The sequence below is a fragment of the Agrococcus sp. ARC_14 genome, assembly GCF_022436485.1.
In the GTDB taxonomy this organism is placed as follows: Bacteria; Actinomycetota; Actinomycetes; order Actinomycetales; family Microbacteriaceae; genus Agrococcus.
Genome location: NZ_JAKUDO010000001.1, coordinates 952996 through 978697 on the forward strand (window position 1 = coordinate 952996; position 25702 = coordinate 978697).

The 25702-nt window shown below is 71.1% G+C and carries 25 protein-coding genes and 1 riboswitch; of the genes, 7 read left to right on the forward strand and 18 right to left on the reverse strand.

Annotated features, from left to right (window positions below):
- Positions 1 to 61: 61 nt before the first annotated feature.
- The 6 genes from MKD51_RS04820 to ribD form a co-directional block, all read right to left on the reverse strand.
- Entirely contained in the window at positions 62 to 1423 is a 1362-nt protein-coding gene (locus MKD51_RS04820; RefSeq protein ID WP_240238734.1) for an MFS transporter, read from the reverse strand.
- A gap of 179 nt (positions 1424 to 1602) precedes the next feature.
- A complete protein-coding gene (locus tag MKD51_RS04825; protein ID WP_240238736.1) occupies positions 1603 to 2061 on the reverse strand; it encodes a hypothetical protein in 459 nt (152 codons plus the stop codon).
- Between the two features lie 49 nt (positions 2062 to 2110).
- On the reverse strand, positions 2111 to 2599 hold the full coding sequence (gene ribH / locus MKD51_RS04830; protein ID WP_240238737.1) for a 6,7-dimethyl-8-ribityllumazine synthase: 489 nt from the start codon (positions 2597 to 2599) through the stop codon (positions 2111 to 2113).
- 3 nt (positions 2600 to 2602) lie between these two features.
- Positions 2603 to 3871 (reverse strand): 3,4-dihydroxy-2-butanone-4-phosphate synthase, encoded by a 1269-nt coding sequence (gene ribB, locus MKD51_RS04835; RefSeq protein ID WP_240238739.1) that lies wholly within the window; start codon positions 3869 to 3871, stop codon positions 2603 to 2605.
- On the reverse strand, positions 3868 to 4482 hold the full coding sequence (locus MKD51_RS04840) for a riboflavin synthase (RefSeq protein ID WP_240238741.1): 615 nt from the start codon (positions 4480 to 4482) through the stop codon (positions 3868 to 3870). Before MKD51_RS04840 ends, ribB begins: the two co-directional genes overlap by 4 nt.
- Positions 4482 to 5498 (reverse strand): bifunctional diaminohydroxyphosphoribosylaminopyrimidine deaminase/5-amino-6-(5-phosphoribosylamino)uracil reductase RibD, encoded by a 1017-nt coding sequence (gene ribD, locus MKD51_RS04845; protein ID WP_240238743.1) that lies wholly within the window; start codon positions 5496 to 5498, stop codon positions 4482 to 4484. Before ribD ends, MKD51_RS04840 begins: the two co-directional genes overlap by 1 nt.
- A gap of 49 nt (positions 5499 to 5547) precedes the next feature.
- Positions 5548 to 5687: riboswitch (FMN riboswitch) on the reverse strand.
- A gap of 268 nt (positions 5688 to 5955) precedes the next feature.
- On the opposite strand from ribD, the gene MKD51_RS04850 reads away from it, so the two are divergent.
- Positions 5956 to 6816, forward strand: a complete 861-nt coding sequence (locus MKD51_RS04850) for a DUF559 domain-containing protein (RefSeq protein WP_240238745.1) — start codon at positions 5956 to 5958, stop codon at positions 6814 to 6816.
- A 219-nt stretch (positions 6817 to 7035) separates the two neighbouring features.
- On the opposite strand, the gene MKD51_RS04855 is transcribed toward MKD51_RS04850, so the two are convergent.
- The 4 genes from MKD51_RS04855 to MKD51_RS04870 form a co-directional block, all read right to left on the reverse strand.
- A complete protein-coding gene (locus MKD51_RS04855) occupies positions 7036 to 7605 on the reverse strand; it encodes a GNAT family N-acetyltransferase (RefSeq protein WP_240238747.1) in 570 nt (189 codons plus the stop codon).
- 16 nt (positions 7606 to 7621) lie between these two features.
- Positions 7622 to 8617, reverse strand: a complete 996-nt coding sequence (gene trpS, locus MKD51_RS04860) for a tryptophan--tRNA ligase (protein ID WP_240238749.1) — start codon at positions 8615 to 8617, stop codon at positions 7622 to 7624.
- Positions 8618 to 8625: 8 nt separating this feature from the next.
- Positions 8626 to 9453: an exodeoxyribonuclease III gene (locus MKD51_RS04865; RefSeq protein WP_240238751.1), complete on the reverse strand. Its 828-nt coding sequence runs from the start codon at positions 9451 to 9453 to the stop codon at positions 8626 to 8628.
- A 95-nt stretch (positions 9454 to 9548) separates the two neighbouring features.
- Entirely contained in the window at positions 9549 to 10514 is a 966-nt protein-coding gene (locus tag MKD51_RS04870; RefSeq protein WP_240238753.1) for a YihY/virulence factor BrkB family protein, read from the reverse strand.
- 78 nt (positions 10515 to 10592) lie between these two features.
- Between MKD51_RS04870 and ptsP the strand changes: the two genes are divergently transcribed.
- On the forward strand, positions 10593 to 12239 hold the full coding sequence (ptsP, locus tag MKD51_RS04875) for a phosphoenolpyruvate--protein phosphotransferase (protein ID WP_240238755.1): 1647 nt from the start codon (positions 10593 to 10595) through the stop codon (positions 12237 to 12239).
- 80 nt (positions 12240 to 12319) lie between these two features.
- Here the strand turns inward: ptsP and MKD51_RS04880 are convergent, their stop codons facing one another.
- Genes MKD51_RS04880 through MKD51_RS04890 form a run of 3 tightly spaced genes read right to left on the reverse strand, consistent with a single transcriptional unit; the run spans position 12320 to position 16438 of the window.
- On the reverse strand, positions 12320 to 13966 hold the full coding sequence (locus MKD51_RS04880; protein WP_240238763.1) for a GTPase: 1647 nt from the start codon (positions 13964 to 13966) through the stop codon (positions 12320 to 12322).
- Positions 13963 to 15909, reverse strand: a complete 1947-nt coding sequence (locus tag MKD51_RS04885) for a dynamin family protein (protein ID WP_240238765.1) — start codon at positions 15907 to 15909, stop codon at positions 13963 to 13965. Before MKD51_RS04885 ends, MKD51_RS04880 begins: the two co-directional genes overlap by 4 nt.
- Positions 15910 to 15955: 46 nt before the next feature.
- Positions 15956 to 16438, reverse strand: coding sequence for a hypothetical protein (locus MKD51_RS04890; RefSeq protein WP_240238766.1), 483 nt, complete (start codon positions 16436 to 16438; stop codon positions 15956 to 15958).
- A 99-nt stretch (positions 16439 to 16537) separates the two neighbouring features.
- Here MKD51_RS04890 and MKD51_RS04895 point away from each other — a divergent pair, with 99 nt between their 5' ends.
- Both MKD51_RS04895 and MKD51_RS04900 read left to right on the forward strand, forming a co-directional pair.
- Positions 16538 to 16732, forward strand: coding sequence for a helix-turn-helix transcriptional regulator (locus MKD51_RS04895; protein WP_240238767.1), 195 nt, complete (start codon positions 16538 to 16540; stop codon positions 16730 to 16732).
- A complete protein-coding gene (locus MKD51_RS04900; protein ID WP_240238769.1) occupies positions 16719 to 17129 on the forward strand; it encodes a hypothetical protein in 411 nt (136 codons plus the stop codon). The genes MKD51_RS04895 and MKD51_RS04900 overlap by 14 nt, the downstream gene beginning before the upstream one ends.
- Positions 17130 to 17192: 63 nt before the next feature.
- Here the strand turns inward: MKD51_RS04900 and sdhB are convergent, their stop codons facing one another.
- The 5 genes from sdhB to MKD51_RS04925 form a co-directional block, all read right to left on the reverse strand.
- Positions 17193 to 18056 (reverse strand): succinate dehydrogenase iron-sulfur subunit, encoded by an 864-nt coding sequence (gene sdhB, locus MKD51_RS04905; RefSeq protein ID WP_240238771.1) that lies wholly within the window; start codon positions 18054 to 18056, stop codon positions 17193 to 17195.
- Complete coding sequence (gene sdhA / locus MKD51_RS04910; RefSeq protein WP_240238780.1) at positions 18056 to 19843, reverse strand: succinate dehydrogenase flavoprotein subunit; 1788 nt, start codon at positions 19841 to 19843, stop codon at positions 18056 to 18058. Before sdhA ends, sdhB begins: the two co-directional genes overlap by 1 nt.
- Before the next feature lie 25 nt (positions 19844 to 19868).
- Positions 19869 to 20327 carry a succinate dehydrogenase hydrophobic membrane anchor subunit gene (locus MKD51_RS04915; protein ID WP_240238782.1) on the reverse strand — a complete coding sequence of 153 codons (459 nt, stop codon included), beginning with the start codon at positions 20325 to 20327 and terminating at the stop codon, positions 19869 to 19871.
- Positions 20327 to 20764, reverse strand: a complete 438-nt coding sequence (gene sdhC / locus MKD51_RS04920; RefSeq protein WP_346986689.1) for a succinate dehydrogenase, cytochrome b556 subunit — start codon at positions 20762 to 20764, stop codon at positions 20327 to 20329. The genes MKD51_RS04915 and sdhC overlap by 1 nt, the downstream gene beginning before the upstream one ends.
- Before the next feature lie 79 nt (positions 20765 to 20843).
- On the reverse strand, positions 20844 to 21995 hold the full coding sequence (locus MKD51_RS04925; protein ID WP_346986690.1) for a glycosyltransferase family 1 protein: 1152 nt from the start codon (positions 21993 to 21995) through the stop codon (positions 20844 to 20846).
- A gap of 105 nt (positions 21996 to 22100) precedes the next feature.
- Between MKD51_RS04925 and MKD51_RS04930 the strand changes: the two genes are divergently transcribed.
- The 3 genes from MKD51_RS04930 to MKD51_RS04940 all read left to right on the forward strand — a co-directional run bounded on the left by MKD51_RS04930 (position 22101) and on the right by MKD51_RS04940 (position 25656).
- The gene (locus tag MKD51_RS04930) at positions 22101 to 23213 is read left to right on the forward strand and encodes a mannose-1-phosphate guanylyltransferase (RefSeq protein WP_240238784.1); all 1113 of its coding nucleotides are present in this window, start codon (positions 22101 to 22103) and stop codon (positions 23211 to 23213) included.
- Between the two features lie 138 nt (positions 23214 to 23351).
- On the forward strand, positions 23352 to 23756 hold the full coding sequence (locus MKD51_RS04935; protein ID WP_240238785.1) for a hypothetical protein: 405 nt from the start codon (positions 23352 to 23354) through the stop codon (positions 23754 to 23756).
- Positions 23757 to 24591: 835 nt separating this feature from the next.
- A complete protein-coding gene (locus MKD51_RS04940) occupies positions 24592 to 25656 on the forward strand; it encodes a BMP family ABC transporter substrate-binding protein (RefSeq protein WP_240238787.1) in 1065 nt (354 codons plus the stop codon).
- Positions 25657 to 25702: the final 46 nt, after the last annotated feature.

A 25702-nucleotide genomic window follows, 5' to 3' on the forward strand; every position in this document is an offset into this window, starting at 1 on the left:
TCCTCGGGCAGCCGGCCGCATCCGTCGTCGAGCGCGCAGCGCTCTGTGTCGGCTCGAGCGCTCAGCGCTCCATGTCGACGTCCTTGGTCTCCTTCGACACCAGCAGCGCGATGAGCGTGAGCACGCCCGCGCCCGAGAGGTAGACGCCCACCCAGAAGGGGCTGCCGCCGCCTGCCGTCCACAGCGCGACCGCGATGAACGGGGCGAGCGCGGCGCCGAGGATCGACGAGACGTTGTAGCTCACGCCCGAGCCTGTGTAGCGCACGTTGGTCGGGAAGAGCTCCGGCAGCAGCGCGCCCATCGGGCCGAAGGTGAAGCCCATGAGCGACATGCCGAGGATGAGCCACAGCATGACGCCGAACGTGCCGCCACCGGTCAGCGGCACCCAGAGCAGGCCGAACGCGATGATCGCGAGCGTCACCCAGATGAGCAGCTTGCGACGGCCGAAGCGGTCAGCGAGCGGCCCGGACACCAGCGTGAAGATGCCGAAGAACACCACGCCGACGATGAGCATCAGCACGAAGGTGTTGTACGAGTAGCCCAGCCCCGGCACGTCGGCGTCCACGGGCGCGCGGCCGTACGTGAGCGAGAACGCCGTCATCAGGTAGAAGAGCACGTAGGTCGCGAGCATGAAGAAGGTGCCGAGCAGCAGCTCCTTCCAGTGGTCGCGGAACACGGTCGCGAGCGGCAGGCGCTGGATCGTGCCCGTCGACTTCGCCTTCTCGAACGAGGTCGACTCGACGAGCTTCAGCCGCACCCAGAGGCCGACGATCACCATCACGGCCGAGAACAGGAAGGGGATGCGCCAGCCCCACTCGAGGAAGGCCTCGGACGGCATCGAGGGGTCGTCGCTCGGCAGCACCGCGGCGATGAGGAGGAACAGGCCGTTGGCGATGATGAACCCGATCGGGGCGCCCAGCTGCGGGAACGTGCCGTACCAGGCGCGCTTGCCCGCCGGGGCGTTCTCGGTCGCGACGAGCGCAGCGCCCGACCACTCGCCGCCGAGGGCGAAGCCCTGCGCGAGGCGCATCAGCACGAGCAGGGCCGCGGCGAACCAGCCGATCTGGCCGTACGTCGGCAGCACGCCGATGAGGAAGGTGGCGATGCCCATGGTGAGCAGCGCGCCGACGAGGGTGAGCTTGCGCCCGTGCTTGTCGCCGAGGTGGCCGAACACGACCGATCCGATCGGGCGCGCCACCATCGCGGCGCCGAATGCGGCGAACGATGCGAGCAGGGCCGTGGTGTCATCCCCGGTGGGGAAGAACAGGTGCGGGAACACCAGCACGGCGGCGGTCGCGTAGACGTAGAAGTCGTAGAACTCGATCGTCGTGCCGATGAGGCTTGCGAAGATGACGCGGCCGCGGGAGTTGGCCGGCTGCTGCTGTGACGACTCGGCGGTCGCCTGGCTTGCGGAGAGGGACATGCTGCTTCCTGGATGGGTTCACGCGCGGGGACGGTGCGGGTGTGCGATGCGCGTGTGGAGAGCGGTCCGCTTGTGACGGTCCGGTCGTGTCGGAGACACCCTTGGCTCCGCTTGGACGACGATCCAGTGTAACGAGCAGGGGGGCCTTCGCCCGCACTCCGACGAGGGCCAGGTGCGGGCTACGGGGCGGTGGCGAAGTCGCCGCTCGTGCGCCACTCCGATGCGAGGTCGGTGACTGCCTCGTCGAACTCGGTCGGCTCGCATGTGCGGATCTCGAGGGTGTGCGTCGCACCGGCGGAGACGTAGGCGATGTCGGTGGTGATGGAGCCGGGGCACGCGTCGCCGCTGGATCGGTAGTCGCCGAGGATGCCCGCGTCGGTCAGCAGGATCTCGAGGCGATCGAGCTCCGCCGCATCCTCGATGACGTAGGTCGCAGTGTCGAAGTCTGGGATCGCCTGCGCCTGCGACGCCTCTGCGCGGCTGATGTCTGCCACGGGCGTCACGCTGCAGCGCGGATGCAGCGCAGCGCACGGCATGTCGGGGTCATCCAGGTGGGGCGGCAGGACGCAGCCGGTGGCGGCGAGGCCGACGACCGCCGCGACGCCTGCCGCGGCCACCCAGCGAGCAGCGGTACGCATGCGCTCACCGTAGGCGACGCCGCTGGGTGCCGTCTGCGGGGCGCCGGCGTCAGTGCTCCAGCGAGCGCAGCGCCAGCGCCGCCTCGACGACGGCCTCCGCCGCCTCGCGGCCCTTGTCCTCCTTGGAGCCGGGCAGGCCCGCGCGGTCGATGCCCTGCTGCTCGTCGTCGAGGGTGAGCACGCCGAAGCCGATCGGCTTGCCCGTGCGCAGGGCCGCGTGGGTGAGGCCGATCGTCGCGGCCTCCGAGACGTACTCGAAGTGGGGCGTGCCGCCGCGGATGATGACGCCGAGCGCCACCGCGCCGTCGAAGCCGGCCTCGAGCGCGGCCTGCGCCACGACCGGCAGCTCGAACGAGCCCGGGACCGGCAGCTCTGTCACCTCCGCGCCCATCTCGGCGAGCGCGCGGCGCGCACCCTCGAGCAGCCCGGTCGCGATCTGCTCGTGCCAGCGGCCGTGCACGATCACGATCCGCAGCCCGCTCGCGTCGAGACCCGTGCCATCCGCTGTTGTGCTCTCGGGGCGTCCTTCTCCAGCCATGGCTCAGCCTTCTCCCTGCTCGTCGTTCTGTGCGATCACGGCCGGCAGGCGGTGACCCATGCGGTCGCGCTTGGCCTCGAGGTAGTGCTCGTTGAAGGCGCCCACGCCCACCAGCAGCGGCACCAGCTCCTCCACGGCGACGCCGTGCTGCTCGAGCGCGTCGCGCTTGAGTGGATTGTTCGACAGCAGGCGGATGGACTCCACGCCCTGCAGCCGGATGATCGCCGCGGCCGCACCGTACTCGCGGGCGTCGGCGGGCAGGCCGAGTGCGAGGTTGGCATCGAGCGTGTCGAGGCCGTCCTCCTGCAGCCGGTAGGCGCGCAGCTTGTTGATGAGGCCGATGCCGCGCCCCTCCTGGCCGCGCAGGTAGACCACCATGCCGTTGCCGGCCTCCTGGATCTGCTGCATCGCCGCGTCGAGCTGCGGCCCGCACTCGCACTTCAGCGAGTGCAGCGCCTCGCCCGTGAGGCATTCGGAGTGCACCCGCACGAGCGCGCCATCGGCGAGCGCGTCACCGGCGATGATCGCCAGGTGGTCTGCGCCGGTCTGCCGGTCGCGGTAGGCCGCGATGCGGAAGGTGCCGAACTGCGTCGGCACGTTCGTCTCGACCTCGAAGGAGACGCGTGCCGACTCCTCGTTGGCTCCGCCGCACGCGGTGGGCAGACCGCCGGCGTCGAGGTAGTCGATGAGGTCCGCGATCGTGATGAGCGGCAGGTCGTGCTCCTCGCCGAAGGCGATGAGCGACGGCAGCCGGCGCATCTCGCCGGCATCCTCGACGAGCTCGCCGATGACGCCGACGGGGGACAGGCCCGCGAGCTGGGTGAGCTCGACGGCAGCCTCGGTGTGCCCTGCGCGAGCGCGCACGCCGCCCTCGACAGCCCGCAGCGGCACGATGTGGCCGGGGCGGCGCAGGCTCGTCGCATCCGACGTCGGGTCGGCGAGCACCCGCAGCGTGTGCGCGCGGTCGTCGGCCGAGATGCCGGTGGAGGAGCGATCGGCCGCGTCGATCGTGATCGTGTAGGCCGTGCCGCGCTCATCCTCGTTCTCGAGCACCATGAGCGGCAGGCCCAGGTCGTCGGCGCGATCCGCGGTGAGCGGCGCGCACAGGTAGCCGGAGGTGTGGCGCACCATGAAGGCGATCCACTCCGCGGTCGCGAGCTGCGCCGACATGATGAGGTCGCCCTCGTTCTCGCGGCCCTCGTCGTCGACGACGATCACGGGCTTGCCCTCCTTGAGGGCGCGCAGCGCGACGTCGATGGTGGTGATGCTCATCGCCTGGCCTCCAGCTGCAGCATGCGCTCGACGTGGCGGGCGACGATGTCGGTCTCGATGTTGACGCGCTCGCCGACCTCGCGGAAGCCGAGCGTCGTGGTCGCGAGCGTCTCGGGGATGAGCGAGACCTCGAACCACTGCGCGGCCTCGTCGGGTGCGCTGATGCCCGAGACCGTGAGCGAGATGCCGTCGATCGCGATCGAGCCCTTCGTGGTCACGAGGTGGGCGTGCTCGGGATCGAGCGAGAAGCGCACGGTGCGCTGCCCGTCGCCCTCGGTGATCAGGAGCACCTCGGCCGTGCCGTCGATGTGGCCCTGCACGATGTGGCCGCCCAGCCGGTCGCCGACCGCGGCCGCGCGCTCCAGGTTCACGCGGTCACCCGCCGTGCGGTCGCCCAGCGTGGACATGTCGACCGAGACCTGCATGACGTCGGCCGTGAACGCATCCGCCGTCTGCTCCACGACCGTCAGGCACAGCCCGTTGACGGCGATCGAGTCGCCGTGGGATGCGTCGCTGACCGCAAGGGGTCCGCGCACGGTGAGGCGCCACGCCTGGCCGCTGCGCTCGAACGAGATGACCTCGCCGAGCTCTTCGATGATGCCGGTGAACATCACTGCTCGCTCTCTGTCGTGGCCTCGACCAGGAGGTCGTTGCCAAGCTGCTCGAGCCGTGTCACCGTGAGGCGGCGCTGCTCGTCGATCGTCTCGACGCCGAGGTCGTCGAGAGCCGTGCGCGGGCCCCCGATCAGGGTCGGCGCGAGGTAGACGGTGAGGCGGTCGGCGAGCCCTGCGCGGATGAACGCGCTCGCGAGGGTCGGCCCGCCCTCCACGTAGAGGGTCTGGATGCCGGAGGCGGCGAGGGCGAAGAGCTCGCGCTCGAGCTCGTGGCCGGCCGTGCGCAGCTCGCGCGGGTGCTGCCGGACGGCAGCGTCGGCGGGGATGGCGCGCTCGCCGAAGACGATCGGGATCGGCTGCGGGACGTCGTCGACGCCCTCGATGCGTGCGGTCAGTCGAGGGTCGTCGGCGAGCACCGTGCCCGTGCCGACGGCGATCGCGTCGTGGGCGCTGCGCTCGCGGTGCACGTCGGCGCGGGCCTGGGGGCCGGTGATCCACTGACTGGTGCCGTCAGCGGCGGCGGCGCGGCCGTCGAGGGACTGCGCCCACTTCACGGTCACGCGCGGGCGCCCGGTGCGCTGCACGAACAGCCAGTCGGCGATCAGGGCATCGGCCTCGTGCTCGCCGTGGCGGTGGACGTCGACGCCGCCCTCAGCCAGGCGCGTGCTGCCGCCGCTCGAGGCTTCCCCGGGGTCGGCGGCGCCGTAGACGACGCGGCCGATGCCGGCGCTCAGCAGCGCGGCGGCACAAGGGCCGGTGCGGCCGGTGTGGTTGCAGGGCTCGAGGGTGACGACGGCCGTCGCGCCGCGCGCCTGCGCGGGATTCACGCGCGAGAGCGCATCGACCTCGGCGTGCGCGGTGCCGGCACCGCGGTGCCAGCCCTCTGCCAGCATCCGGCCATCGGCAGCGAGGATGACGGCGCCCACCTGCGGGTTGATGCCGCGCGGACCGCGCAGTGCGAGCTCGCGAGCGCGCGCCATCGCGGCGCGCTCTGCGGCGGTGATCCCGGACATCCGTTCCTCTCCGAACGCGCGCGGGGATCCGAGGGGTCGCAAGCGACCCCGCGTGCGCCTCCCCTCCGGACTCTCACCGTCGGTGCTGGAATTCCACCAGCTCAACCGGGCGAGCGCTCATCGTGACGCGTTCGCTCGGGTCGCGGACTCTCACCGCCGGTTCAGACTTGCACTGACCCCGGGCACGTTGCTCTCACACCCTACAACTCGGCTGCAGCCGCGCTCATTCCCGCCGTCATGCGGCGACCCCGCGGTCCCGCGGCCCCGCTGCCGCCGCGCCGTCCTGCACAACGCAAGCCCGAGCGCCAAAGAGTGCAGTCCCTGTGGATCGTGGCCGCTGTGTCAGGCGAAGAGCGGTGCGGGAGGCTTGCGTTGTGCAGTCCAGAGGGCGACGAGTTGTGCACAGGTGCGGAGATCGACCCTGCCGGGTCTCGGGAACTGGCGCATCCTGGCGCGCATGTCTACGCTCCGGCCGCTGCCGCAAGGGGAGACCCGAGTCGATGAATACCGGGAGCTTCTGGCGCAGGGCAGCTCGCGCGCGGCGATCGACGAGGGCCTGCGGCTCGGGCTGATCATGCGTGCGCGCCGCGACGTCTATGTCTGGCAGCCCGCCTCCGAGCAACTGATGCAGGCGCTCAGGATCGGTGGACGTCTGGCTTGCGCATCCGCGGCTGAGGCGCTGGGGCTCTGGGTGCCACGAGACGGTCGGCTGCACGTGCACCTCTGGGATGGCTCGACGCGACTTCGAGACCCACGGGATGCCAAGCGTCGGCTCCAGCGCCGCGACGGGATCGTGCTGCACTGGGCGGACCTTGACGAGAATGACGGCACTCGCTGCTCGACCTCGGCCGGTGCGGCTGTGCGCTGCATCGCGCGCTGCCTCGGCGTGCAGGAGGCGATCCGCGTGGCTGACTCCGCGCTGCAGCGAGGGCTCGCAAGTCTCGCCGAGATGAGAGCGGCGCTCGAGGGATTCGATTGGCTTGAGGAGCCGGCCATCAGCGCCGTCGATGCCCTCTGCGGCTCCGGCTACGAGACTGACGCCAAACTTCTCCTCCGTGCTGCCGGATTGGACTTCAGCCAGCAGGTGCGCATCCCTCGTGTCGGGATCGTCGACTTCGTCGTCGGTGGCTGCGTCATCGTCGAGATCGATGGCCGAGAGACGCACGCAGACACGTTTGAGGGGGATAGGGCCCGCGACACAGAGGCTCTGCTCCAGGGCTACGTCACGGTTCGGCTCTCAGCCGCTTGGCTGGACCGCAACGCGCACCGCTTCGTCGCCGTGGTCCGTGCTGCGTTGGCGCTACACCCTCGCGGCTGAGCCCCAGGGGCCTCGGCGTCCCGGCACAACGCAAGCAGACGCGAGGCAACTCGCGGCAGCCCGTGGACCACGGCGCATGCCCCGCGCGATCAGTGGCTAGGGCTTGCGTTATGCACGCGGACGATTGCGCAAGAGGATGGATGCAGGGGTGCAGGGGTGCAGGGGTGCAGGGGTGCAGGCGTGCTGGGGTGCAGGCCGGCAGGCGCCCCGGCGGCGGGCTCAGTCGAGTCGCGGCCAGGGGCGCGCGCCGGCAGGCGCGCCGCCAGCGACTCGCACCGCGAAGTGCTGCGTGACCGGCTCGCCCCGCTGCGTGCCCTCTCGGGTGCCGAGATAGGTGAAGCCTGCGGCCTTGGCGACCCGCATCGAACCCAGGTTGCCGTCGAAACAGCTCCAGATGACCTCGGGCCACGTCAAGCAGCCCTCCGCGTGCCCGACCAACGTGCGCAGCGCATCCGCCATCAGGCCCTTGCCCTGCGCGGACGGGTGCAGCCAGAAGCCCACCTCGCCCTCATCCGTGCGGAGGCCGATGACGCCCGCCAGCGGCCCGCGCAGCGACTCGCGGATCGCCCACACCCGCTCATCGTGCTCGCCGCGCCAGCCGGCGGGCACGAAGCCACGCACGAACTCCTCGGCGTCGGTGCGCCCGTAGGGCACGGGAACCTCGAGGAAGCGCTCCGCCTGTTCGGTCGAGCACGCTTCGACGACGCGGTCGACGTCCTCCTCGCGGAGGGCCGTCAGCACGACCTTGCCGCCCATGATCGGCAGCATGGGCCCGGCCAGGGCGGTCACTGCGAGCTCTGCGCGGTCATCGCAGCCCCATCGCCCCCATGGCGCGAGCCAGCGTCGCATCGGCGACCTCGGCGGCGCGGTCGGCGTTCGCAGCCAGCAGCCGGTCGAGCTCGGCGGGGTCGGCGAGCAGCTCGAGCGTGCGCTCGCGCACCGGTGCCAGCTCGGCCACCACCGCGTCGGCGACCTCGGTCTTGAAGACACCGTAGCCCTGGCCGTCGAAGTGCGCCTCGAGGTCAGCGACCGGTGTGCCGGTCATGGCGCTGAGGATGTCGAGCAGGTTCGTGACGCCCGGCTTCGACTCCTTGTCGGCGCGGATCGCACCGTCGGTGTCGGTGACCGCCGAGCGGATCTTCTTCGCCGTCTTCGCCGGGTCGTCGAGCAGCCAGACGATGCCCTTGTCGTTGTCTGCCGACTTCGACATCTTCGCCTTCGGGTCCTGCAGGTCGTAGATGCGGGCGCCGTCGGCCAGGATCCGCGGCTTCGGGATGGTGAAGGTCGGACCGAACCGCTTGTTGAAGCGCTCGGCCAGATCGCGCGTGAGCTCGACGTGCTGCTTCTGGTCGTCGCCGACCGGCACGATCTCGGCGTCGTAGAGCAGGATGTCGGCCGCCATCAGGATCGGGTAGGTGAACAGGCCGACCGAGGCCGCCTCCTGCCCGCCGCGGGCCGTCTTGTCCTTGAACTGCGTCATCCGGCTCGCCTCGCCGAAGCCCGTGATGGTGCCCAGCAGCCAGGCGAGCTGCGCGTGCGCGGCGACGTGCGACTGCACGTAGAGGCACGCGCGGTCGGGGTCGATGCCGCCCGCGATGTACTGCGCGGCGAGCGTGCGCACCTGCTCGCGCAGCACATCCGGAGCCTGCGGCACGGTGATCGCGTGCAGGTCGACGATCGAGAAGAAGGCATCGTGATCCTGCTGCAGGCCGCGCCACTGCTGCAGCGCGCCGATGTAGTTGCCGAGGTGGAGCGAGCCCGAGGAGGGCTGCATCCCCGAGTAGAGCCGGGGGTGTGCCATGGGGATCCCTAGAGGTTGTAGTCGACGACGACGGGGGCGTGGTCGGACCAGCGCGTGTCGTAGGAGGGGTAGCGGTCGACGCGGTAGTCGGTGGCGACGGCCGCGAGCGCGGGGGAGGCGAGCTGGTAGTCGATGCGCCAGCCGGTGTCCGTGTCGAACGCCTTGCCGCGCTGCGACCACCAGGTGTAGGGCCCGTCGACGTCAGGATGCGCGGCACGGCCGACGTCGACCCATCCGTGGCCGCGGCCGCGCACGCCGTCGACGCCGGTCACCATGCCGGTGCCGAGGAAGCGATCGAAGTAGGAGCGCTCCTGGGGCAGGAAGCCGGCGCTCTTCTGATTGCCGCGCCAGTTCTTGATGTCGAGCGGTGTGTGGCCGACGTTGAGGTCGCCCATCACGACGACGTGCTCGGTGTGCGCACGCAGCTGCGGCAGGCGCTTGGCCATCGCGTCGAGGAAGCGGTACTTCGCGACCTGCTTGGGCGTGTTCACCTCGCCGGAGTGGACGTAGGTCGAGACGACGGTGAGCGGCGTCTCGCCGATCAGGAAGTCGGCCTCGAGCCAGCGCCCCTTCGTGTCGAAGGTCTTCAGGCCGATGTCGGTGCGGTGCGCGATCGAGGGCTCGCGGGAGAGCACGGCGACGCCGGCGCGGCCCTTCGCGGTCGCGGGGTCGTGCAGCATGTGCCAGCCGGGCACGAGCGGGAGGAGGTCTTCATCCTGCGCCCGCACCTCCTGCAGCGCGACGATGTCGAAGCCGCCGGCTTCGAGCCAGTCGCCCATGCCCTTGCGGAACGCGGCGCGGACGCCGTTGACGTTGACGGAGGCGATTCGGACCATGCCCTCGAGCCTACCGAGCCCCGCTGACGTGGCGCGTCCCGAGTGGGGCGAGGACAGCGGATGCTTCGAGGGCCGCGGAAACCTTTCCGAGTGTCTCAGCGCAACCGCTTCGCGAGCCGCTTGTGCGCGCGCACGGCGTTGAGGCTGGGACGCCTGCCCTCCTCGATCTCGGTCAGCAGCGCTTTCGCCTGCGCCGGCGTGAGCGTCGCGTCGATGCCGCCCGCCTCGACGAGCCGGGTATAGGCGCGGCCGACCGGCGTGACCGCGACGAACGCCAGCGCCAGCAGCAGGATCTGCATGATGAACCCGAACCAGATCAGGATGATCACGGGGGCGGCGACACCGCCGAGCAGCGGATTGTTGTCGACGGCGCCGAAGAGCATCGAGGCGACCTGCTTGAGGCCGAAGAAGGCGATCGCGCAGGCGATCGCGGCGGGCACGATGACCTTGGCGGGCAGCCGCAGCCGGCCGCCGAAGCGATAGAGCAGCAGCACGATCGTGGTGTCGAGCACCAGCTGCACGGCGATGGCCAGCAACCAGGTCGCCCAGCCGAGGCCGAGTGCCTCGGCGAAGCCCTCGGTCACGATCAGCACGCCCGCCGACACGACCACCAGCAGCCCGATGCCGACCGCGACGCCCAGGTCGCCGAGCTTCAGCAGCACGAAGTTCGAGGGCGGCGAGCCGAGGTCGAACATGGCGCGAAAGCCCTCGCGGCTCACGGCGATCCAGGCGATCGCTGTGAACAGGATGGCAACGGCACCGATCGCGCCCGCCCAGCCCGCGATGCGGGTGCTCAGCAGCAGCTCGACGTCGACCGCACCGCCCTCACCGAACAGCCCCGGGATCGATGCGGAGATCGAGTCGATCACGGCGCTGCGCAGCTCCGGGTTGCCGCTCAGCACCGAGGAGAAGACCGCGAACGCGACGAACAGCGCGGCGAACAGCGACAGGAATGCCTGCAGCGTCATGCCCTGCGCCAGCACCGGCCCGCGCATGTCGCCGAATCGCTGCCACGCCCGCACGGGCCATGACCGCATGATGCGCTCGATCAGCTGCTTCATCCCAACCTTCCGGCTCTCGCGGCAGCCAGCTCCGGATCGCGTGGCGGCCCTCCGACGGCTCAGCGTAGTGTTGCCATCATGAGTGTGCTCTCAGGGGTCGGAGTCGGTCGGGGCGTCGCTGCCGCGAAGGTGCTGAAGATGCCGGAGCCGCTCGCACCGCCGAGCGACGAGCCGCTCGCAGCGCCGGTCGATGGCGAGCACCAGCGGGTGCAGGCGGCGCTGCAGGAGGTCGCCGCAGATCTCAACGCGCGCGCTGCGGCCGCGGGCGGCGACGCCCAGCAGGTGCTCGAGGCGGCAGCGCTCATGGCGCAGGATCCGGCCATCCTCGACGACGTGAAGGCGCGCCTCGAGGGCGGCGCCAACGCCGAGAAGGCGTCGTGGGATGCGTACGCGGCGTTCCGCGAGATGCTCACGGCGATGGGCGGCTACATGGCAGAGCGAGCCACCGACCTCGACGACGTCGCCCAGCGCGTCGTGGCGCGCCTGCGCGGCGTCGCTGCCCCCGGCGTACCGGTCTCGGACGAGCCGTTCATCCTGATCGCGCGCGACCTCGCGCCCGCCGACACCGCGACGCTCGACCTCGAGAAGACGCTCGCCCTCGTGACGCAGGACGGCGGCCCCACCTCGCACACCGCGATCCTCGCGCGCTCGAAGTCGCTGCCAGCCATCGTCGGCGTCGTCGGCGTGCTCGATGCGCTCGTCGACGGGCAGCTCGTGATCGTGGACGCCAAGGCCGGCACCGTCGTGATCGACCCTGACGAGGCATCCGTCACCGCCGCCGCCGCAGAGCGCGAGACGCGCTTGGCTGCGGCCTCCGCGCCCATCACCGAAGGCGCGCTCGCAGACGGCACGAAGGTGCCGCTGCTGGCCAACGTGGGATCGGCGAAGGATGTGCCGAACGCGGTGGAGCTGGGGGCGGAGGGCGTCGGACTGTTCCGCACCGAGTTCCTCTTCCTCGGCGCCTCCTCGGCCCCCACGGTCGAGGAGCAGACGGCGGCCTACACCGCGGTGCTGGAGTCGTTCCCCGGCAAGAAGGTGGTCGTGCGGGTGCTCGACGCCGGCGCCGACAAGCCGCTGGCGTTCCTCAACGACGCGCACGAGGAGAACCCCGCACTGGGACTGCGCGGCATCCGCGCGCTGCGGGCGAGCGAGCAGATCCTGCGCGACCAGCTGACGGCGCTCGCGAACGCGCAGGCGGCCACCGAGGCAGAGCTGCACGTGATGGCGCCGATGATCGCCGACCACGAGGAGACGACCTACTTCGTCGGTCTCGGCAAGGAGCTGGGGCTGGCGAGCGTCGGCGCGATGGCGGAGGTGCCGTCGATCGCGGTGCTCGCCGATCAGGTGTTCGAGGTGGCCGACTTCGTCTCGATCGGCACCAACGACCTCACGCAGTACACGATGGCTGCCGACCGGCAGCTGGGCTCCGTCGCAGCGCTCCAGGATCCGTGGCACCCGGCGGTGCTGCGGCTCGTGAAGCTCATCGGCGAGGCAGGCACCGCGGCGGGCAAGCCCGTCAGCGTCTGCGGCGAGGCGGCAGCCGACCCCGCGCTGGCGGTCGTGCTCGTGGGCCTGGGCGCGACGAGCCTCTCGATGAGCGCCACGGCGCTCGCCGATGTGCGCGCAGAGCTGCTGACCGTCACGCTCGACGAGGCGAAGGCGCGTGCCGAGCGCGCCCTCGGCGCCCGCTCGCCGGCCGAGGCCCGCCAGGCCGCCGCCTCGTAGGTCGATGCCGCGCAGCGAGCCGCCGCCTCGTAGGTCGAGGAGCGCCGCGCGCAGCGCGACGCGTCACGAGACCGGAACCGCTACCGCTTGCGCCCCGACGCCCGCGCGACCGCCACCGCGAACTCGCGAGCCCGCTCGCGCTCACCCTCGATCGGCAGCACGATCGATGCGTGTGCGACAGCGCTGACCTGCTTGCGCAGCCGCCGGCGCGCCCGCGATCGTCGGGCGGCACCGATGGCGCCGCCCACGAGCGCGCCGATGATGCCCAGCACGATGCCCAGCAGCACGCCGCCGATGAGGCCGACGAGCGGGATCGGCCAGCCGTCGAGCCAGCTCTCGGTGCCCTCGACCTGCGGGATGACGGGCGCGACCATGCTCCACAGCGGCAGCAGGATCGGCAGCAGCAGCCAGATGCCGCCGATCACGGCGACCACGAGCGCGAGCCACTGGAGGGCTGCGAGCAGCGGCCACCACCAGGAGCCGCGCGCGCCCAGGTCGGTGCGTGCGACCGCCCGGTCGAGCTCCGACGGCAGCGACTCCAGCGCATCCGCTGCATGCTCGTGGATCGCCGCCGTCCATCCCTCGCCGAGCCCTGCGGCCGCGGCGTCTGCGTAGCTGCGCACCGCCAGGCCGGCCTGCGCGCGCTGTGCCGCATTCATGGGAGGCATGCCCGTGCGGTTGACCTCGGCGCGGTGCTGCCCGGCGTCGCGCCGGTCGCGACCGAACGACAGGTGCAGGCGCCGCAGCGGGTCGGGCGCCAGCCGCAGCAGCCAGGCCGTGAGGGGCCAGCCGGTGATCTGCCCGGCGCGCTTGCGATAGCTGCTCGCGACCGCCTGCGCGACGGCGTCGACATTCGCGGCCGTCCCGAGCCCGCGCTCGAGCGCCTGCGCATCGGCGGTTCGCAGCTTGCCGGGCACACCGGCGGCCTCGAGGCGCGCTGCCGCGCCCCGCACATCGGCGGCGAGGCGCTGCGAGGCGGCCTTCCGCTCGGATGCGAAGCGCGCGATCAGGCGCCGCAGGTCGTCGATGCCGGTGCCCTGCGTCGCCGAGACCGGCAGCACCTGCACGCGTTCGAGCCCGTCGCCCCGCAGCAGCCCGCGCAGCGAGTCGACGACCCGGCCGACCTCGTGCTCGGGCAGCCGGTCGACCTGGTTGAGCACCGCGGCGGTGACAGATGCGTGGGTCGCCAGCGGCGCGATGAAGTCGCGATGGATGACGGCGTCGGCGTACTTCTGCGGGTCGACGACCCACACCAGCACGTCCACCTGGCCGGCCAGTCGCTCGGCGATGGCGCGGTGCTCGAGCGCGACCGAGTCGAAGTCGGGCAGGTCGATGAGGATGAGCGAGAGATCCTGCCCGCGACCGTCGCGATCGGCGGCGAACGGCCGATCCATGATGCGCCGATCGCTCACCTGCAGCCAGTCGAGCAGGTCGGATGCGCCGCGCGGGTTCCACACGGCGGCGAGCGGCACCGAGGTGGTCGGCCTGCGCACGTGCGTGCGCGCCACCGACTCACCCGCGAGCGCGTTCATGAGCGACGACTTGCCGGATCCGGTGGCACCGAAGAAGCCCACGACGGTGTGCTCCGACGAGAGCGCGCGCCGCTCGCTCGCGCGGCCGGCGATGCGGCGCACGGTCTCGAGCTCGCCCTCCGGCACGCGGCCCGCGCCGAGCTCTGCCGCCTCCGAGAGCGCGCTGAGCAGCTGGTCGACGGTTGGCTCGCTCACCGGCTCGTCTCCTGCTCGCCCGAACGGTGCCCATCCGCCGACGGCTCGTCGTGCTCGATCGCGGGCAGCGGCCCGGTGCCGCGCTCCAGCTCCCGCACCTCGTCGGCCTCGGCCTCGAGCGGCGACTCGGCCGCGTCATCCATCGCCTCGCCCTCCACCACATCGATCGGCAGCAGCGCGCGATGCTCCGCCGTGGCAGACGGGCGCCCGACGAGCGCCATCGCGCGCTCGAGCTCGGCGGCCGCGTCGCGCAGCGCAGCACCGTCGGCACCGGCCTCGACGGGGTCGAGCAGCGCATCCCAGCGGGCGGCCTGCTCGTGCATCAGCGCATGCACGCGCGTCTCGAGATCTTCGCGCGCCTGCGCGGCAAGGCGACGTACCGCATCCTCGCCGAAGATCGTCTCGAGCAGCTTCTGACCGACGACGGCCGAGCCGCCCGCGATGGCGATCTCGCCGCCCGTGAGGCCGCCGGTGGAGGCGAATACGACCACCATGAGCGCCACGGTGATGACGTTGAGGCCGAGCGACATGACCCGCGCCTTCGTGCGCTTGCCCGCCGCCTGGTCGGTGATGAGCTCGATCAGTCCCTGCTGCCAGTCGCGCACGAGCTGCGAGGCGCGCGAGGGCAGGTCGGCAGACGGATGCGCGAGGTCGGCGCCGCTGGTCAGCTGCCTGCCGACGGCGCTCTGTCGCACGCGCGTCCAGGCGTCGGAGGCCGCGCGGCCCGCCTCGTCGACCATCACCGCGTGCAGGCCCGACTCGATCTCGTGCTCGACCTCGATGGCCGGGGCCGGCTTGCCCTGGAACCAGGCCGTGACCTTGTCTCGGGTGCGGGAGAACCAGGACTCGAGGGTGCGGAAGACATCGGAGGTGCCCACGAAGTCCTGCCAGCGGGCGAGCACCTCGCCGCGCAGCAGCACGCCGTCGCGCGTCGCGTCTCCGACCCGCTCGGCCGCGTCGGTGTGCACGGTGGCGACGGTCTCGCGCAGGTCGTTCGCGACGACCACCTGCTCGTCACGGGCATCGGCGACGGTGCGGGCGGTGACGGCGAGGCGCGAGACCGTGCCCGCGAGGGTGCGGCCGGCGATCCGGGCGCGCTCGGCTCGGTCGCCGGCGATGCCGGTGAGCCAGCCGCGGATGGCCCCGACGGCGCTGGCGGGCAGCATGCCGCGGTCGTCGAGCTGCGACTCGCCGACGACGAACACGGGCGCGGTGCCCAGGCCTCGCTCGCCCAGCATCTGCCGCAGGTCTGCCTCGACCTCTGCCTCCGCGCCCGGGGGCACCCGGTTGAGCACCACGCCGACGGTGATGTCGCGGGCGGCGGCGTCGTCGAGCAGCTTCCACGGCACAGCGTCGGCGTAGCGGTTGGCGGTGGTGGCGAACAGCCACAGGTCGGCGGCCGCGAGCAGCTGCGCTGCGAGCTCGCGGTTCTCGTCGGCGATCGAGTCGACGTCGGGGGCGTCGAGGATGGCCAGATCCCTCGGCACGCGCTCGTCGGCCACGAGCACCACCGAGCCGATCTGCGCGGCGTCGGGCTCCTCGCCCGCCTCGCTCGCGGGGGCGTCGCGCACCACGCCCGTCACGCGCGCCAGTCCGGGCAGGATGCGCGACGATGCGAACCAGCCAGCATCGACGGGGGAGTGGAGCAGGATGGGCTGCCGCGTCGTGGGGCGGATGACGCCCGTGCGGGTGACGGGCAGGCCGATGAGGGCGTTCACGAGCGTGGACTTGCCGGCGCCGGTGGAGCCGCCGACGACGGCGAGCAGGGGCGCCTCGAGGTTGCTGAGCCGCGGCTGGATGTAGTCGTCGATCTGCCGCACCGCCGAACGCCGGCCGTCTCGGGCGGTGTCGGAGCCGGCGATCGAGAGCGGCAGGGCGACGCCGTCGAGCGCGGAGCGCAGGGCGTCGAGCCGGTCGAGTGCGGCGATGGTGGCGTCGGTCACGCGGCTAGTCTGCCCCACCCGGCGGCAGGCGCCCTGCCGCCGCGGCTCAGCGCAGCGAGAGCAGCTCCACCCCGCCCGTCGCCAGCAGGCCGAAGGCCACGCCCCAGACGACGATCGAGATGCACTGCCAGAGGATCACCGCGTTGCGCGAGGCGCCGAAGGAGACCATCGCCCCAGAGGTGATCTGGCTCGGCAGCAGCGTCTGACCCAGCAGGCTCACGCCCGGCACGCCGAAGCGGTCGAACATCCGCTTGAGGCGCTGCCGGCGCGGGGAGAGCTCCTCGAGCGTCTCGCGTCGATCCAGCACCTTCTTCCGCGCCGCATCCGCCGCGAACACGAAGCCGAGCATCGAGATCGCATTGCCGACGATCGCCGCGACGATGGCGACGGCGGGGTGCAGGCCCACCAGGATGCCGATCACGGCGCCGAAGTAGCTCTCGACGAACGGGATGGCGCTGATCGCCATGATCCCGAGCCACTGGGCCCACGCCGGCAGGCCTGCGGTGAAGTCAGAAAGGGCTTCGAGCACGAGTGGATCCTCCGATTCGGGGCGACTCATCCGGTGACAAGTCTGCTTGACATGACAAGTCTGCTTGTCACCGACGGATGTGTCAAGTACGCTTTCCACATGCAGAGTCGTGTCCGCGAGCTCAGGCTGCAGCAGGAGCTGTCGCAGCAAGCGCTCGCGCAGGCGATGGCTGTCTCGCGACAGACGATCAACGCGATCGAGACCGGCCGCTACGATCCGTCACTGACGCTCGCCGTGCACCTGGCGCGGCACTTCCACACGACCGTCGAGGAGCTGTTCCATGTCGACGCATAAGGCGCTGCGGATGTCGTGGTGGAACGCCGTGATCGCTGCGGGCGCGCTCCTCACCGCCGTCGTGCTCGCCATCCTGGGCGACTGGTTCGCGGCCGGTCTCATGACGCTCGCGGCGATCGCGTTCGTGCTGAGCGCGCTCTACGCGCGCTCCGGCCGGGCGAGCGACATCACGCGACTCAACGCCGTCGAGTACATCGACGAGCGCGACCGCGCGATCGGCGCCTACGCGTTCGCGATCGTCGGCGTCGTCGCGCTGCTGCTCTCGCTCGGCGTGTTCGTCGTGGTCGCGGTCTCGACCGGCGGCGAGGGGGCGGTGTTCTGGCTCGCGCTGGGCCAGGTGCTCTTCCTCATGGCGGCCTGGGCGGTCGCGAACGTCATCGCCGTGCGCCGCTCCTGATCGTGCCGACGACGAGAGGGCCGGCACCCTCGCGGATGCCGGCCCTCTCGTCGTACGGTCAGATCAGAGCTTGACGCCCGTCATCATGGCCTGCTTGACCTCTGCGATCGCCTTGGTGACCTGGATCCCGCGAGGGCAGGCATCCGTGCAGTTGAAGGTCGTGCGGCAGCGCCAGACGCCCTCCTGGTCGTTCAGGATGTCGAGGCGCACCTGGCTCGCCTCGTCGCGCGAGTCGAAGATGAAGCGGTGCGCGTTCACGATCGCGGCGGGGCCGAAGTACTGGCCGTCGGTCCAGAACACGGGGCACGAGGTCGTGCACGCAGCGCACAGGATGCACTTGGTGGTGTCGTCGAAGCGCTCGCGCTGCGCGATCGTCTGGTGGCGCTCCTTCTCGGGCTTGGAGCTCGCCTGCAGGAAGGGCTGGATCTCACGGAACGAGTCGAAGAACGGCTCCATGTTGACGATCAGGTCCTTCTCGAGCGGCAGGCCCTTGATCGCCTCGACGTAGATCGGCTTCGAGGTGTCGAAGTCCTTCACGAGCGCCTTGCAGGCGAGACGGTTCTTGCCGTTGATGCGCATGGCGTCCGAGCCGCACACGCCGTGTGCGCAGGAGCGACGGAAGGCGAGCGAGGGATCCTGCTCCCACTTGATGCGGTGCAGGGCGTCGAGGATACGCTCGGTGGCGAACATCTGCACGTCGTAGTCGACCCAGCGGGGCTCGTCATCCACCTCGGGGTCGAAGCGGCGGACGATGACCGTCACCGGGAAGCTCTGGGGCTCCTCGACCACCTCGGCGGCCTGCTCGAGCGGGCGGTCGTGGCCCGCCTGCGCGGAGTCGACCTCCTGGGGAGCCGTGCCACCCTCGGTGGCGGCAGCCTGCGCGGCGGTGTCCTCGCCGGGCGTCTCGCTGATCTGCGTCGCAGCCATCAGTACTTCCTCTCCTGCGGCTCGTAGTGCGTCACGCGCACGGGCTTCCAGTCCAGTCGGATCTCCTGCGGCACGCCCACGTCGCCCGCCGTCCGGTAGGCCATGGTGTGCTGCATGTAGTTCACGTCGTCGCGCGTCGGGAAGTCGTCGCGCATGTGGGCGCCGCGCGACTCCTTGCGGTTGATCGCCGCGACCACGACGATCTCGGCCAGGTCGAGCAGGAAGCCCAGCTCGACGGCCTCGAGCAGGTCGGTGTTGAACCGGCGGCCGCGGTCGTGGATGCGCACGTTGGGGTAGCGCTGGCGCAGCACCGCGATGTCGGCAAGCGCGGTCTGCAGCGTCTCGTCGGTGCGGAACACCTGGGCGTTGCGGTCCATCGTCTCCTGGAGCGCCTTGCGGATCTCGGACACGTTCTCGGAGCCGCTGCCCTCCCGCAGCAGGGCGAGCAGCTTCACGACGCCGTCCGCCGCATCCGACGGCAGGTCGACGAAGTCGGCGGTCTGCGCGTACGTGACGGCATTGTTGCCGGCCCGCTTGCCGAACACGTTGATGTCGAGCAGCGAGTTGGTGCCGAGGCGGTTGGCGCCGTGCACCGAGACGCAGGCGCACTCGCCGGCGGCGTAGAGACCCGGGATGACGGTGTCGTTGTCGGCGAGCACCTCGGCGTCATTGTTCGTCGGGATGCCGCCCATCGCGTAGTGCGCCGTCGGGTAGACGGGCACGCGCTCGGTGACCGGGTCGACGCCCAGGTAGGTGCGGGCGAACTCGGTGATGTCGGGCAGCTTCGTCTCGAGCACCTCGGCGCCCAGGTGGGTGCAGTCGAGGTAGACGTAGTCCTTGTGCGGGCCGGCGCCGCGGCCGTCGAGCACCTCCTGCACCATGGAGCGGGCGACGATGTCGCGCGGCGCCAGGTCCTTGATGGTGGGGGCGTAGCGCTCCATGAAGCGCTCGCCGGAGGCGTTGCGCAGGATCGCGCCCTCGCCGCGGGCCCCCTCGGTGAGGAGGATGCCGAGGCCGGCCAGGCCCGTCGGGTGGAACTGGTAGAACTCCATGTCCTCGAGCGGCAGACCCTTGCGCCAGATGATGCCGACGCCGTCGCCCGTGAGGGTGTGGGCGTTCGAGGTGGTCTTGTAGATCTTGCCGAAGCCGCCGGTCGCGAAGATGACCGACTTGCCCTGGAAGACGTGGATCTCGCCTGTCGCGAGCTCGTAGGCGACGACGCCGGAGACGCGCTTGACGCCGTCGATCTCGGCCATCACGAGGTCGAGCACGTAGAACTCGTTGAAGAACTCGACGCCGTGCTTGACGCAGTTCTGGTAGAGCGTCTGCAGGATCATGTGGCCGGTGCGGTCGGCCGCGTAGCAGGCGCGGCGCACGGGAGCCTTGCCGTGGTCGCGCGTGTGGCCGCCGAAGCGGCGCTGGTCGATCTTGCCGTCCTCGGTGCGGTTGAACGGCAGGCCCATGTTCTCGAGGTCGTAGACCGCCTCGATCGCCTCGCGGGTCAGGATCTCAGCGGAGTCCTGGTCGGTGAGGTAGTCGCCGCCCTTGACGGTGTCGTACGTGTGCCACTCGTTGCTGTCCTCCTCGACGTTGGCGAGCGCGGCGGCCATGCCGCCCTGCGCCGCGCCCGTGTGGGATCGCGTCGGGTAGAGCTTCGTGATGACGGCCGTCGAGGCCTTGGGGGCCGACTCGATCGCCGCGCGCATACCGGCGCCGCCGGCTCCCACGATGACGACATCGTGCTGGTGGTAGTGGATGCCGTCCGTGACGGAACTCTGATCAGCCATGTACCTGAGGGTCTCCGAATCTTGCTTAGAGGTCTGCGCAGAACGACGGCAGCAGTGAGGGGTCCGCGTTCGGCGGGCAGGGGTCGAACGTGAAGGTGATGAGCGTGCCCAGGATGATCAGGATCGCCGCGGCGATGCCGATCGCCCAGATCGCCACCGCGCGGGTCCGCGGCTTGTGCACGTAGTCGTTGACGATGGTGCGCATGCCGTTCGAGCCGTGCAGCAGCGCCAGCCACAGCATCAGCACATCCCACCACTGCCAGAACGGGTTCGCGAGCTTGCCGCCGACGAAGCCGAAGTCGATCGCGTGGATGCCGCCAGGCGTCCAGATCAGGTTGTAGGCGAGGTGGCCGAAGATCAGCACGATGAGCACGACGCCGGAGGCGCGCATGAAGATCCAGCCGGCCTTCTCGAGGTTCGGGCCGCGACGGCCCTTCGAGCGCGCCGGGTAGGCGTAGTTCGGGTTCTCGATCGTGGTGGTCATCAGTGGCCCTCCGCGATCGGCGCGAACACGTTCATGAGGTGGTTCGGCACGAAGTAGCCCATCAGCACCACGACGAGACCGATGACGATCCAGAACAGCAGCCGCTGGTGCTTCGTGGCCCACGGCCAGGCGTCGACGAGGATGATGCGCAGCCCGTTCATGGCGTGCAGCACGACCGCGCCGACGAGGGCGACCTCGCCCAGGCCCATGATCGGGTTCTTGTACGTCGCCATCACTGCGTTGTACGCCTCGGGACTCACGCGGATGAGCGCGGTGTCGAGCACGTGCACGAGCAGGAAGAAGTAGATCGCCACACCGGTGATGCGGTGGAGCACCCACGACCACATGCCCTCGTTGCCGCGATACAGCGTGCCGCTGAACGTGGTCTTCCGGGGCTTGGGGTCGGGGAGGGTGAGGCTGCTCGATGTCTCAGACACGCGCGTTCCCTCCGTTGTTCGACCGGGCAAGGTACGACCATCCTATGCCTCTGGCGAACAGCCGACGGCCCCGGCGGCGTCAGGCGTCGACGAGGCCGTCCACACCGCGGAGCGCGCGGCGCGCCGCGTGCTCGTAATGGCCGAGCAGCTGATCGGTCACTGCAGACCATGACCGGCCGAGCACGCGACGGCGCCCGGCCTCGCCCATCCGTGCCCGCATCCCCGGGTCGCTGACGAGCTGCGCGACGGCGGTGTGCAGCTCGGATGCGTCGTCGGGCTCGAAGAGGAATCCGGTGGCGCCGTGGTCCACGAGATCGATCGGACCGCCGGCGCGCGGCGCGATCACGGGCAGCCCGCTCGCGGCCGCCTCCTGCAGGGTCTGGCCGAAGGTCTCCTCGGCGCCGGTGTGCACGAAGACGTCCATCGCGGCGTAGGCGGCGCGCAGCGCGCTGCCTGCGAGCTGGCCGAGGAAGATCGGCTTGAGATCGGCGAGCTGCCTGCGCGTGTCGGCCATGCCGGGGCCGTCGCCGACGATGGCGAGGCGGATGCCGGGTATGCCGCCGAGTGCGCGCAGCCGGTCGAGGCCCTTCTCGGGCGCGACCCGGCCGACGTAGCCGACGATCGTCTCGCCCTCGGGGGCGATGCGACGGCGGAGGTTGGCGGCCGCCGGGCCCTGCCGGTTGTCGGGATGGAAGCCGTCGAGGTCGACGCCGCGGGTCCAGCGGTGCACGCGCTTGACGCCCGCGCCCTCCAGGTCGGCGATCGCGGCGCTCGAGGGCGCGAGCGTGCGGTCGGCCGTGTTGTGGATGAGGCGGATGACCTGCCAGGCGAAGGCGGAGCCCGCACCCAGCCGGTTGCGGCGCGCGAAGCCGGCGACATCGGTCTGGTAGATCGCGACGCTCGGGAGGCCGATGCGCGCCGCCTCGGCGATCGCCTGGCCGCCGAGCATGAAGGGGCTCGCGGCGTGCAGCACGTCTGGCTGGAAGCGCGCGAGCAGCGCAGCGACCTGCGGGCTGGGCAGGCCGACGGGGAACTGTCGATAGGCGAAGGAGGGCATCTCGTGCACGGGCACGCCTCGGTAGTGCACCGGGGCGCCGCAGCGCGGCGTGATGACGATGGCCTCGCGGCCGGTCTCGACGAGGTGGTCGAGCACACGGCAGACGGAGGTGGTCACTCCGTTGACGGTCGGTAGGAAGCTCTCGGTCACGATGGCAACTCGCTCGATGCTCACGGCTCCACGGTAGGACTGGCCGGTGGCGGGGGCGGGGAGCACGCGGTGAACGGGATGTGAACGTCCCGTGGGGATCTGCTGGGAGTGGATGACTAGGCTCGCCTCGTGGCCACGATCGACGACTTCTACAGCATCATCCCGGCAGGCGGCGTGGGCTCTCGGCTCTGGCCGCTCTCGCGGGCGGACGCTCCCAAGTTCCTGCACGACCTGACGGGCAGCGGCAAGACGCTGCTGCGCGCCACCTACGACCGGCTGACGCCGCTCACGGGGACGGGACGGACGATGGTGGTCACCGGCCGCGCGCACCGTGCAGCGGTCGAGGCGCAGATCCCGGAGCTCGAGGACGCCAACATCGTGCTCGAGGCCGACCCGCGCGACTCCACCGTCGCCGTGGCGCTCGCGGCGGCGATCCTGCGCAGGCGCGAGCCTGACGTGATCGTCGGCTCGTTCGCGGCCGACCACGTGATCGACGACGAGCGCGCCTTCCGGCGCGTGACGGCAGAGGCCGTCGCGGCGGCGCGCGCCGGCTACATCGCGACCATCGGCATCACGCCCACCGAGCCAGCGATCGCCTTCGGCTACATCCGCGCCGGCAACAACCTCGGCGTCGACGGTGCCCCGCACGCCGCGGTCGTCGACGAGTTCGTCGAGAAGCCCTCTGCGGAGGTCGCCCGCGGCTACGTCGAGGACGGCGACTACCTCTGGAACGCTGGCATGTTCATCGCCCGCGCCGACGTGCTGCTCGAGGAGCTCGCGCAGGAGGAGCCGGAGCTCGCCGCGCAGATCGAGGAGCTCGCCGAGGCGTGGGACGAGCCTGCTCGCCGCGGCCCAGCCGTCGACCGCCTCTGGCCGCAGCTGAAGAAGATCGCCATCGACTACTCGATCGCGGAGCCCGCCGCCGCACGAGGACGCATGGTCGTCGTGCCCGGCGACTTCGACTGGGATGACGTCGGCGACTTCTCCGCCGTGGCGAAGCTGCACAACAACGGCCGCCGCGGCCGGCTGGCGATCCTGGGCTCCGAGGGCACCGTGCTCGCCGACTCCGCGAGCGGCATCGTCGTCTCGCAGTCGAAGCGCATCGTCTCGGTGATCGGCATCCACGACGTCGTGGTCGTCGACACCCCGGATGCGCTGCTGGTGACGACCACGGACAACGCGCAGCGCGTGAAGCAGATCGTCGACGCGGTGCGTCGCAGCGGCAACACCGACGCGCTCTGAGGCGACGGCCGCTGTGATGCGACTGCCGCTGTGACGCGCTCCGACGCGACTGCCGCACCGAATCCCCGCGAGAGCGCAGCAGCGGTCGCGCTCTGCGGCTGAAGGTTCGCTCTCGCGGGGCTTGCGTCGCGGCCAGCGATGGTCGCCGCGCCGGATGACCGCAAGGATGTCGCGCTCGACGGCCGGCCAGTCGTCGTGGATCTGCTGCCAGGTGAGCCGGATCACCAGATACCCCTGCGCCAGATGCATGCGGTCGTAGCGGCGATCGCGCTGATAGGCCTCGAGATCGGTGTGATGGGCGACCGAATCGCATTCGATGATGAGTCGGTCGCCGACGAGGATGTCGACCCGACGCCCGCGCCACATCCGCACCTGGATCTCCAGAGCCACGCCCAGTGCGCGCAGCCGCAGCCGCACCATCGACTCCGTGCCAGACTCGGCCTCGCCGCGCACGAGGTCGAGCCAGCGGCGGCCGCTGCTCGGAGCGTCTGCCGCCCAGGAGCGCAGCTGCTCGAGCGTGGCGAGCCTCCGGTAGACGAGTGAGTCCGCGATTGCGACGAGCTGCTCTCGATCGGCGCACCGCAGCGCGCAGCGGAACGAGGTCTCCAGGTCATCGAGCACCGCAGCCACCGGCGGGTTCACGCCATACGGGCGGCATCGCGGGTGCCTGCCCGGGCGAGGGCGCTGCGTGTCGACTCGCGTTCGGCCGCGCGAACCCCGATCGCGGCGGCGCTCCTCGCTGACTCGAACATGCTCGCGCTGGTCTCGGGGGTGCCACGCGCCGTGATGCTGGAGAGCATCCATGCAGCTGACGCAGCCGCCCAGCGCGATCGCGCGGATCGCATCCGGGTGCGCCTGCTGCCCGTACCAGCCCCGGCGCAGCCGCTGCACGCCATCGGCAGCGAGACGTCTCCTGATCTCGGCGTGGGTGATGCCGGCGCGCAGCAGCTGCGCGGTGGAGAGCACGCCGAGAGAGGCGCGGAAGAGCTCGATGTGGTCCATCCGCGGATGGTGACGGATGGGCTCGCGCGGCGTTGGCGCTTGCGTGCCGCATGTGGAGAGACGCTCGCGAGCGAAGAGCGACGCGCGGCTCGCGAGCGTTGGCGCTGCTCGTGGCGCACTGCCGACGCGGGCAGCAGGGCAGGCGGCTCGCGAGCGTTGGCGCTGCTCGTGGCGCACTGCCGACGCGGGCAGCAGGGCAGGTGCGCGCAAGCCGAAGGCCGGAGTTCCCGGCAGGGCGGCCCCTCGACTGCGCTGTGCGGTCGAACCTCGGATCTCGCGGGGTCTTCGGCGCGACGCCCCGCTGATCGACGGTGCATCGTGCGGCGCGCGTACATGACGCCGGTTACGATTGCGCCACCGCACGAAGGAGTCGCCCTTGTCTCGCACGCTCGCTGTCCCCGCGCTCGCCGCACTCATCCTGCTCGCCGGCTGCGCCACGCCGCCCGCCGAGTCCGACGCCCCGACCGACCCCGCAGCGCAGTCGCTCGAGTGCGCGCAGATGGTCACGAACTCCGGCGGCCTCAACGACCGCTCCTTCAACGAGACCAGCTGGGCGGGCATGGAGCGCGCCCAGCAGGAGCTCGGCGTCGAGGTCAACGCGCTCGTCTCCACCACCGAGAGCGACCTGGCGCCCAACGTGCAGGCGGCCGTCGACACCGGCTGCGGCTTCGTGCTGACGGTCGGCTACGAGCTCGTCGCCGCGACGGAAGCGCAGGCCGGGGCCAACCCGGATGTCCAGTTCGCGATCGTCGACGAGATCGTCGACGGCGACAACGTGCGCTCGATCGTCTTCGACACGGCCCAGGCGTCCTACCTCGCCGGCTACACCGCCGCATCCGTCTCGGAGACCGGCATCGTCGCCACCTTCGGCGGTGGCAACCAGCCCCCCGTCACCCTCTTCATGGACGGCTTCGCGGCCGGCATCGACGCCTACAACGAGGCGAAGGGCGCCGACGTGCAGCTGCTGGGCTGGGACCCGGAGTCGCAGGACGGCACCTTCACGGGTGACTTCGAGAACGTCGGCCTCGGCCAGACGCAGACGCAGGCCTTCCTCGCGCAGGGCGCCGACGTGATCCTGCCGGTCGCCGGCCAGGTCGGCGAGGGCGCCTTCCGCGCATCGCTCGACGCCGGCGGCGAGGCGCTCGTGATCTGGGTCGACAACGACGGCTACGACACGCTGCCCGCCGAGTTCCGGCCGCTGCTGCTCACGAGCATCCTCAAGAACACGGAGGATGCGGTGGTCACCGCCGTCGGCGACGCGGCGGACGGCACGATCTCGGCGGAGCCGATCATCGGCACGCTCGAGAACGGCGGGGTCGACATCGCCCCGTTCCACGATCTCGAGAGCCGGGTGAGCGACGAGACGAAGGCAGAGCTCGAGGCGCTGCGGGAGCAGATCATCGCAGGCGAGATCACGATCGAGTCGCCCTCCAGCCCCTGACCTGAGGGGCGATTGCAACGATTGGGTTGCAGTGCACCGGCAGCGG

Excerpts from the sequence above, each read along its gene's own strand:
- ribD (WP_240238743.1), bottom strand. The coding sequence starts at position 5,498 with ATGTCCGGGATCACCGCCGCAGAGCGCGCCGCGATGGCGCGCGCTCGC.
- MKD51_RS04840 (WP_240238741.1), bottom strand. The coding sequence starts at position 4,482 with ATGTTCACCGGCATCATCGAAGAGCTCGGCGAGGTCATCTCGTTCGAG.
- MKD51_RS04935 (WP_240238785.1), top strand. The coding sequence starts at position 23,352 with ATGGTCGCCGCGCCGGATGACCGCAAGGATGTCGCGCTCGACGGCCGG.
- ribH (WP_240238737.1), bottom strand. The coding sequence starts at position 2,599 with ATGGCTGGAGAAGGACGCCCCGAGAGCACAACAGCGGATGGCACGGGT.
- MKD51_RS04870 (WP_240238753.1), bottom strand. The coding sequence starts at position 10,514 with ATGAAGCAGCTGATCGAGCGCATCATGCGGTCATGGCCCGTGCGGGCG.
- ptsP (WP_240238755.1), top strand. The coding sequence starts at position 10,593 with ATGAGTGTGCTCTCAGGGGTCGGAGTCGGTCGGGGCGTCGCTGCCGCG.
- sdhA (WP_240238780.1), bottom strand. The coding sequence starts at position 19,843 with ATGGCTGATCAGAGTTCCGTCACGGACGGCATCCACTACCACCAGCAC.
- MKD51_RS04865 (WP_240238751.1), bottom strand. The coding sequence starts at position 9,453 with ATGGTCCGAATCGCCTCCGTCAACGTCAACGGCGTCCGCGCCGCGTTC.
- MKD51_RS04900 (WP_240238769.1), top strand. The coding sequence starts at position 16,719 with ATGTCGACGCATAAGGCGCTGCGGATGTCGTGGTGGAACGCCGTGATC.
- MKD51_RS04820 (WP_240238734.1), bottom strand. The coding sequence starts at position 1,423 with ATGTCCCTCTCCGCAAGCCAGGCGACCGCCGAGTCGTCACAGCAGCAG.
- ribB (WP_240238739.1), bottom strand. The coding sequence starts at position 3,871 with ATGAGCATCACCACCATCGACGTCGCGCTGCGCGCCCTCAAGGAGGGC.
- MKD51_RS04895 (WP_240238767.1), top strand. The coding sequence starts at position 16,538 with ATGCAGAGTCGTGTCCGCGAGCTCAGGCTGCAGCAGGAGCTGTCGCAG.
- sdhB (WP_240238771.1), bottom strand. The coding sequence starts at position 18,056 with ATGGCTGCGACGCAGATCAGCGAGACGCCCGGCGAGGACACCGCCGCG.
- MKD51_RS04825 (WP_240238736.1), bottom strand. The coding sequence starts at position 2,061 with ATGCGTACCGCTGCTCGCTGGGTGGCCGCGGCAGGCGTCGCGGCGGTC.
- trpS (WP_240238749.1), bottom strand. The coding sequence starts at position 8,617 with ATGGCACACCCCCGGCTCTACTCGGGGATGCAGCCCTCCTCGGGCTCG.
- MKD51_RS04915 (WP_240238782.1), bottom strand. The coding sequence starts at position 20,327 with ATGACCACCACGATCGAGAACCCGAACTACGCCTACCCGGCGCGCTCG.
- MKD51_RS04850 (WP_240238745.1), top strand. The coding sequence starts at position 5,956 with ATGTCTACGCTCCGGCCGCTGCCGCAAGGGGAGACCCGAGTCGATGAA.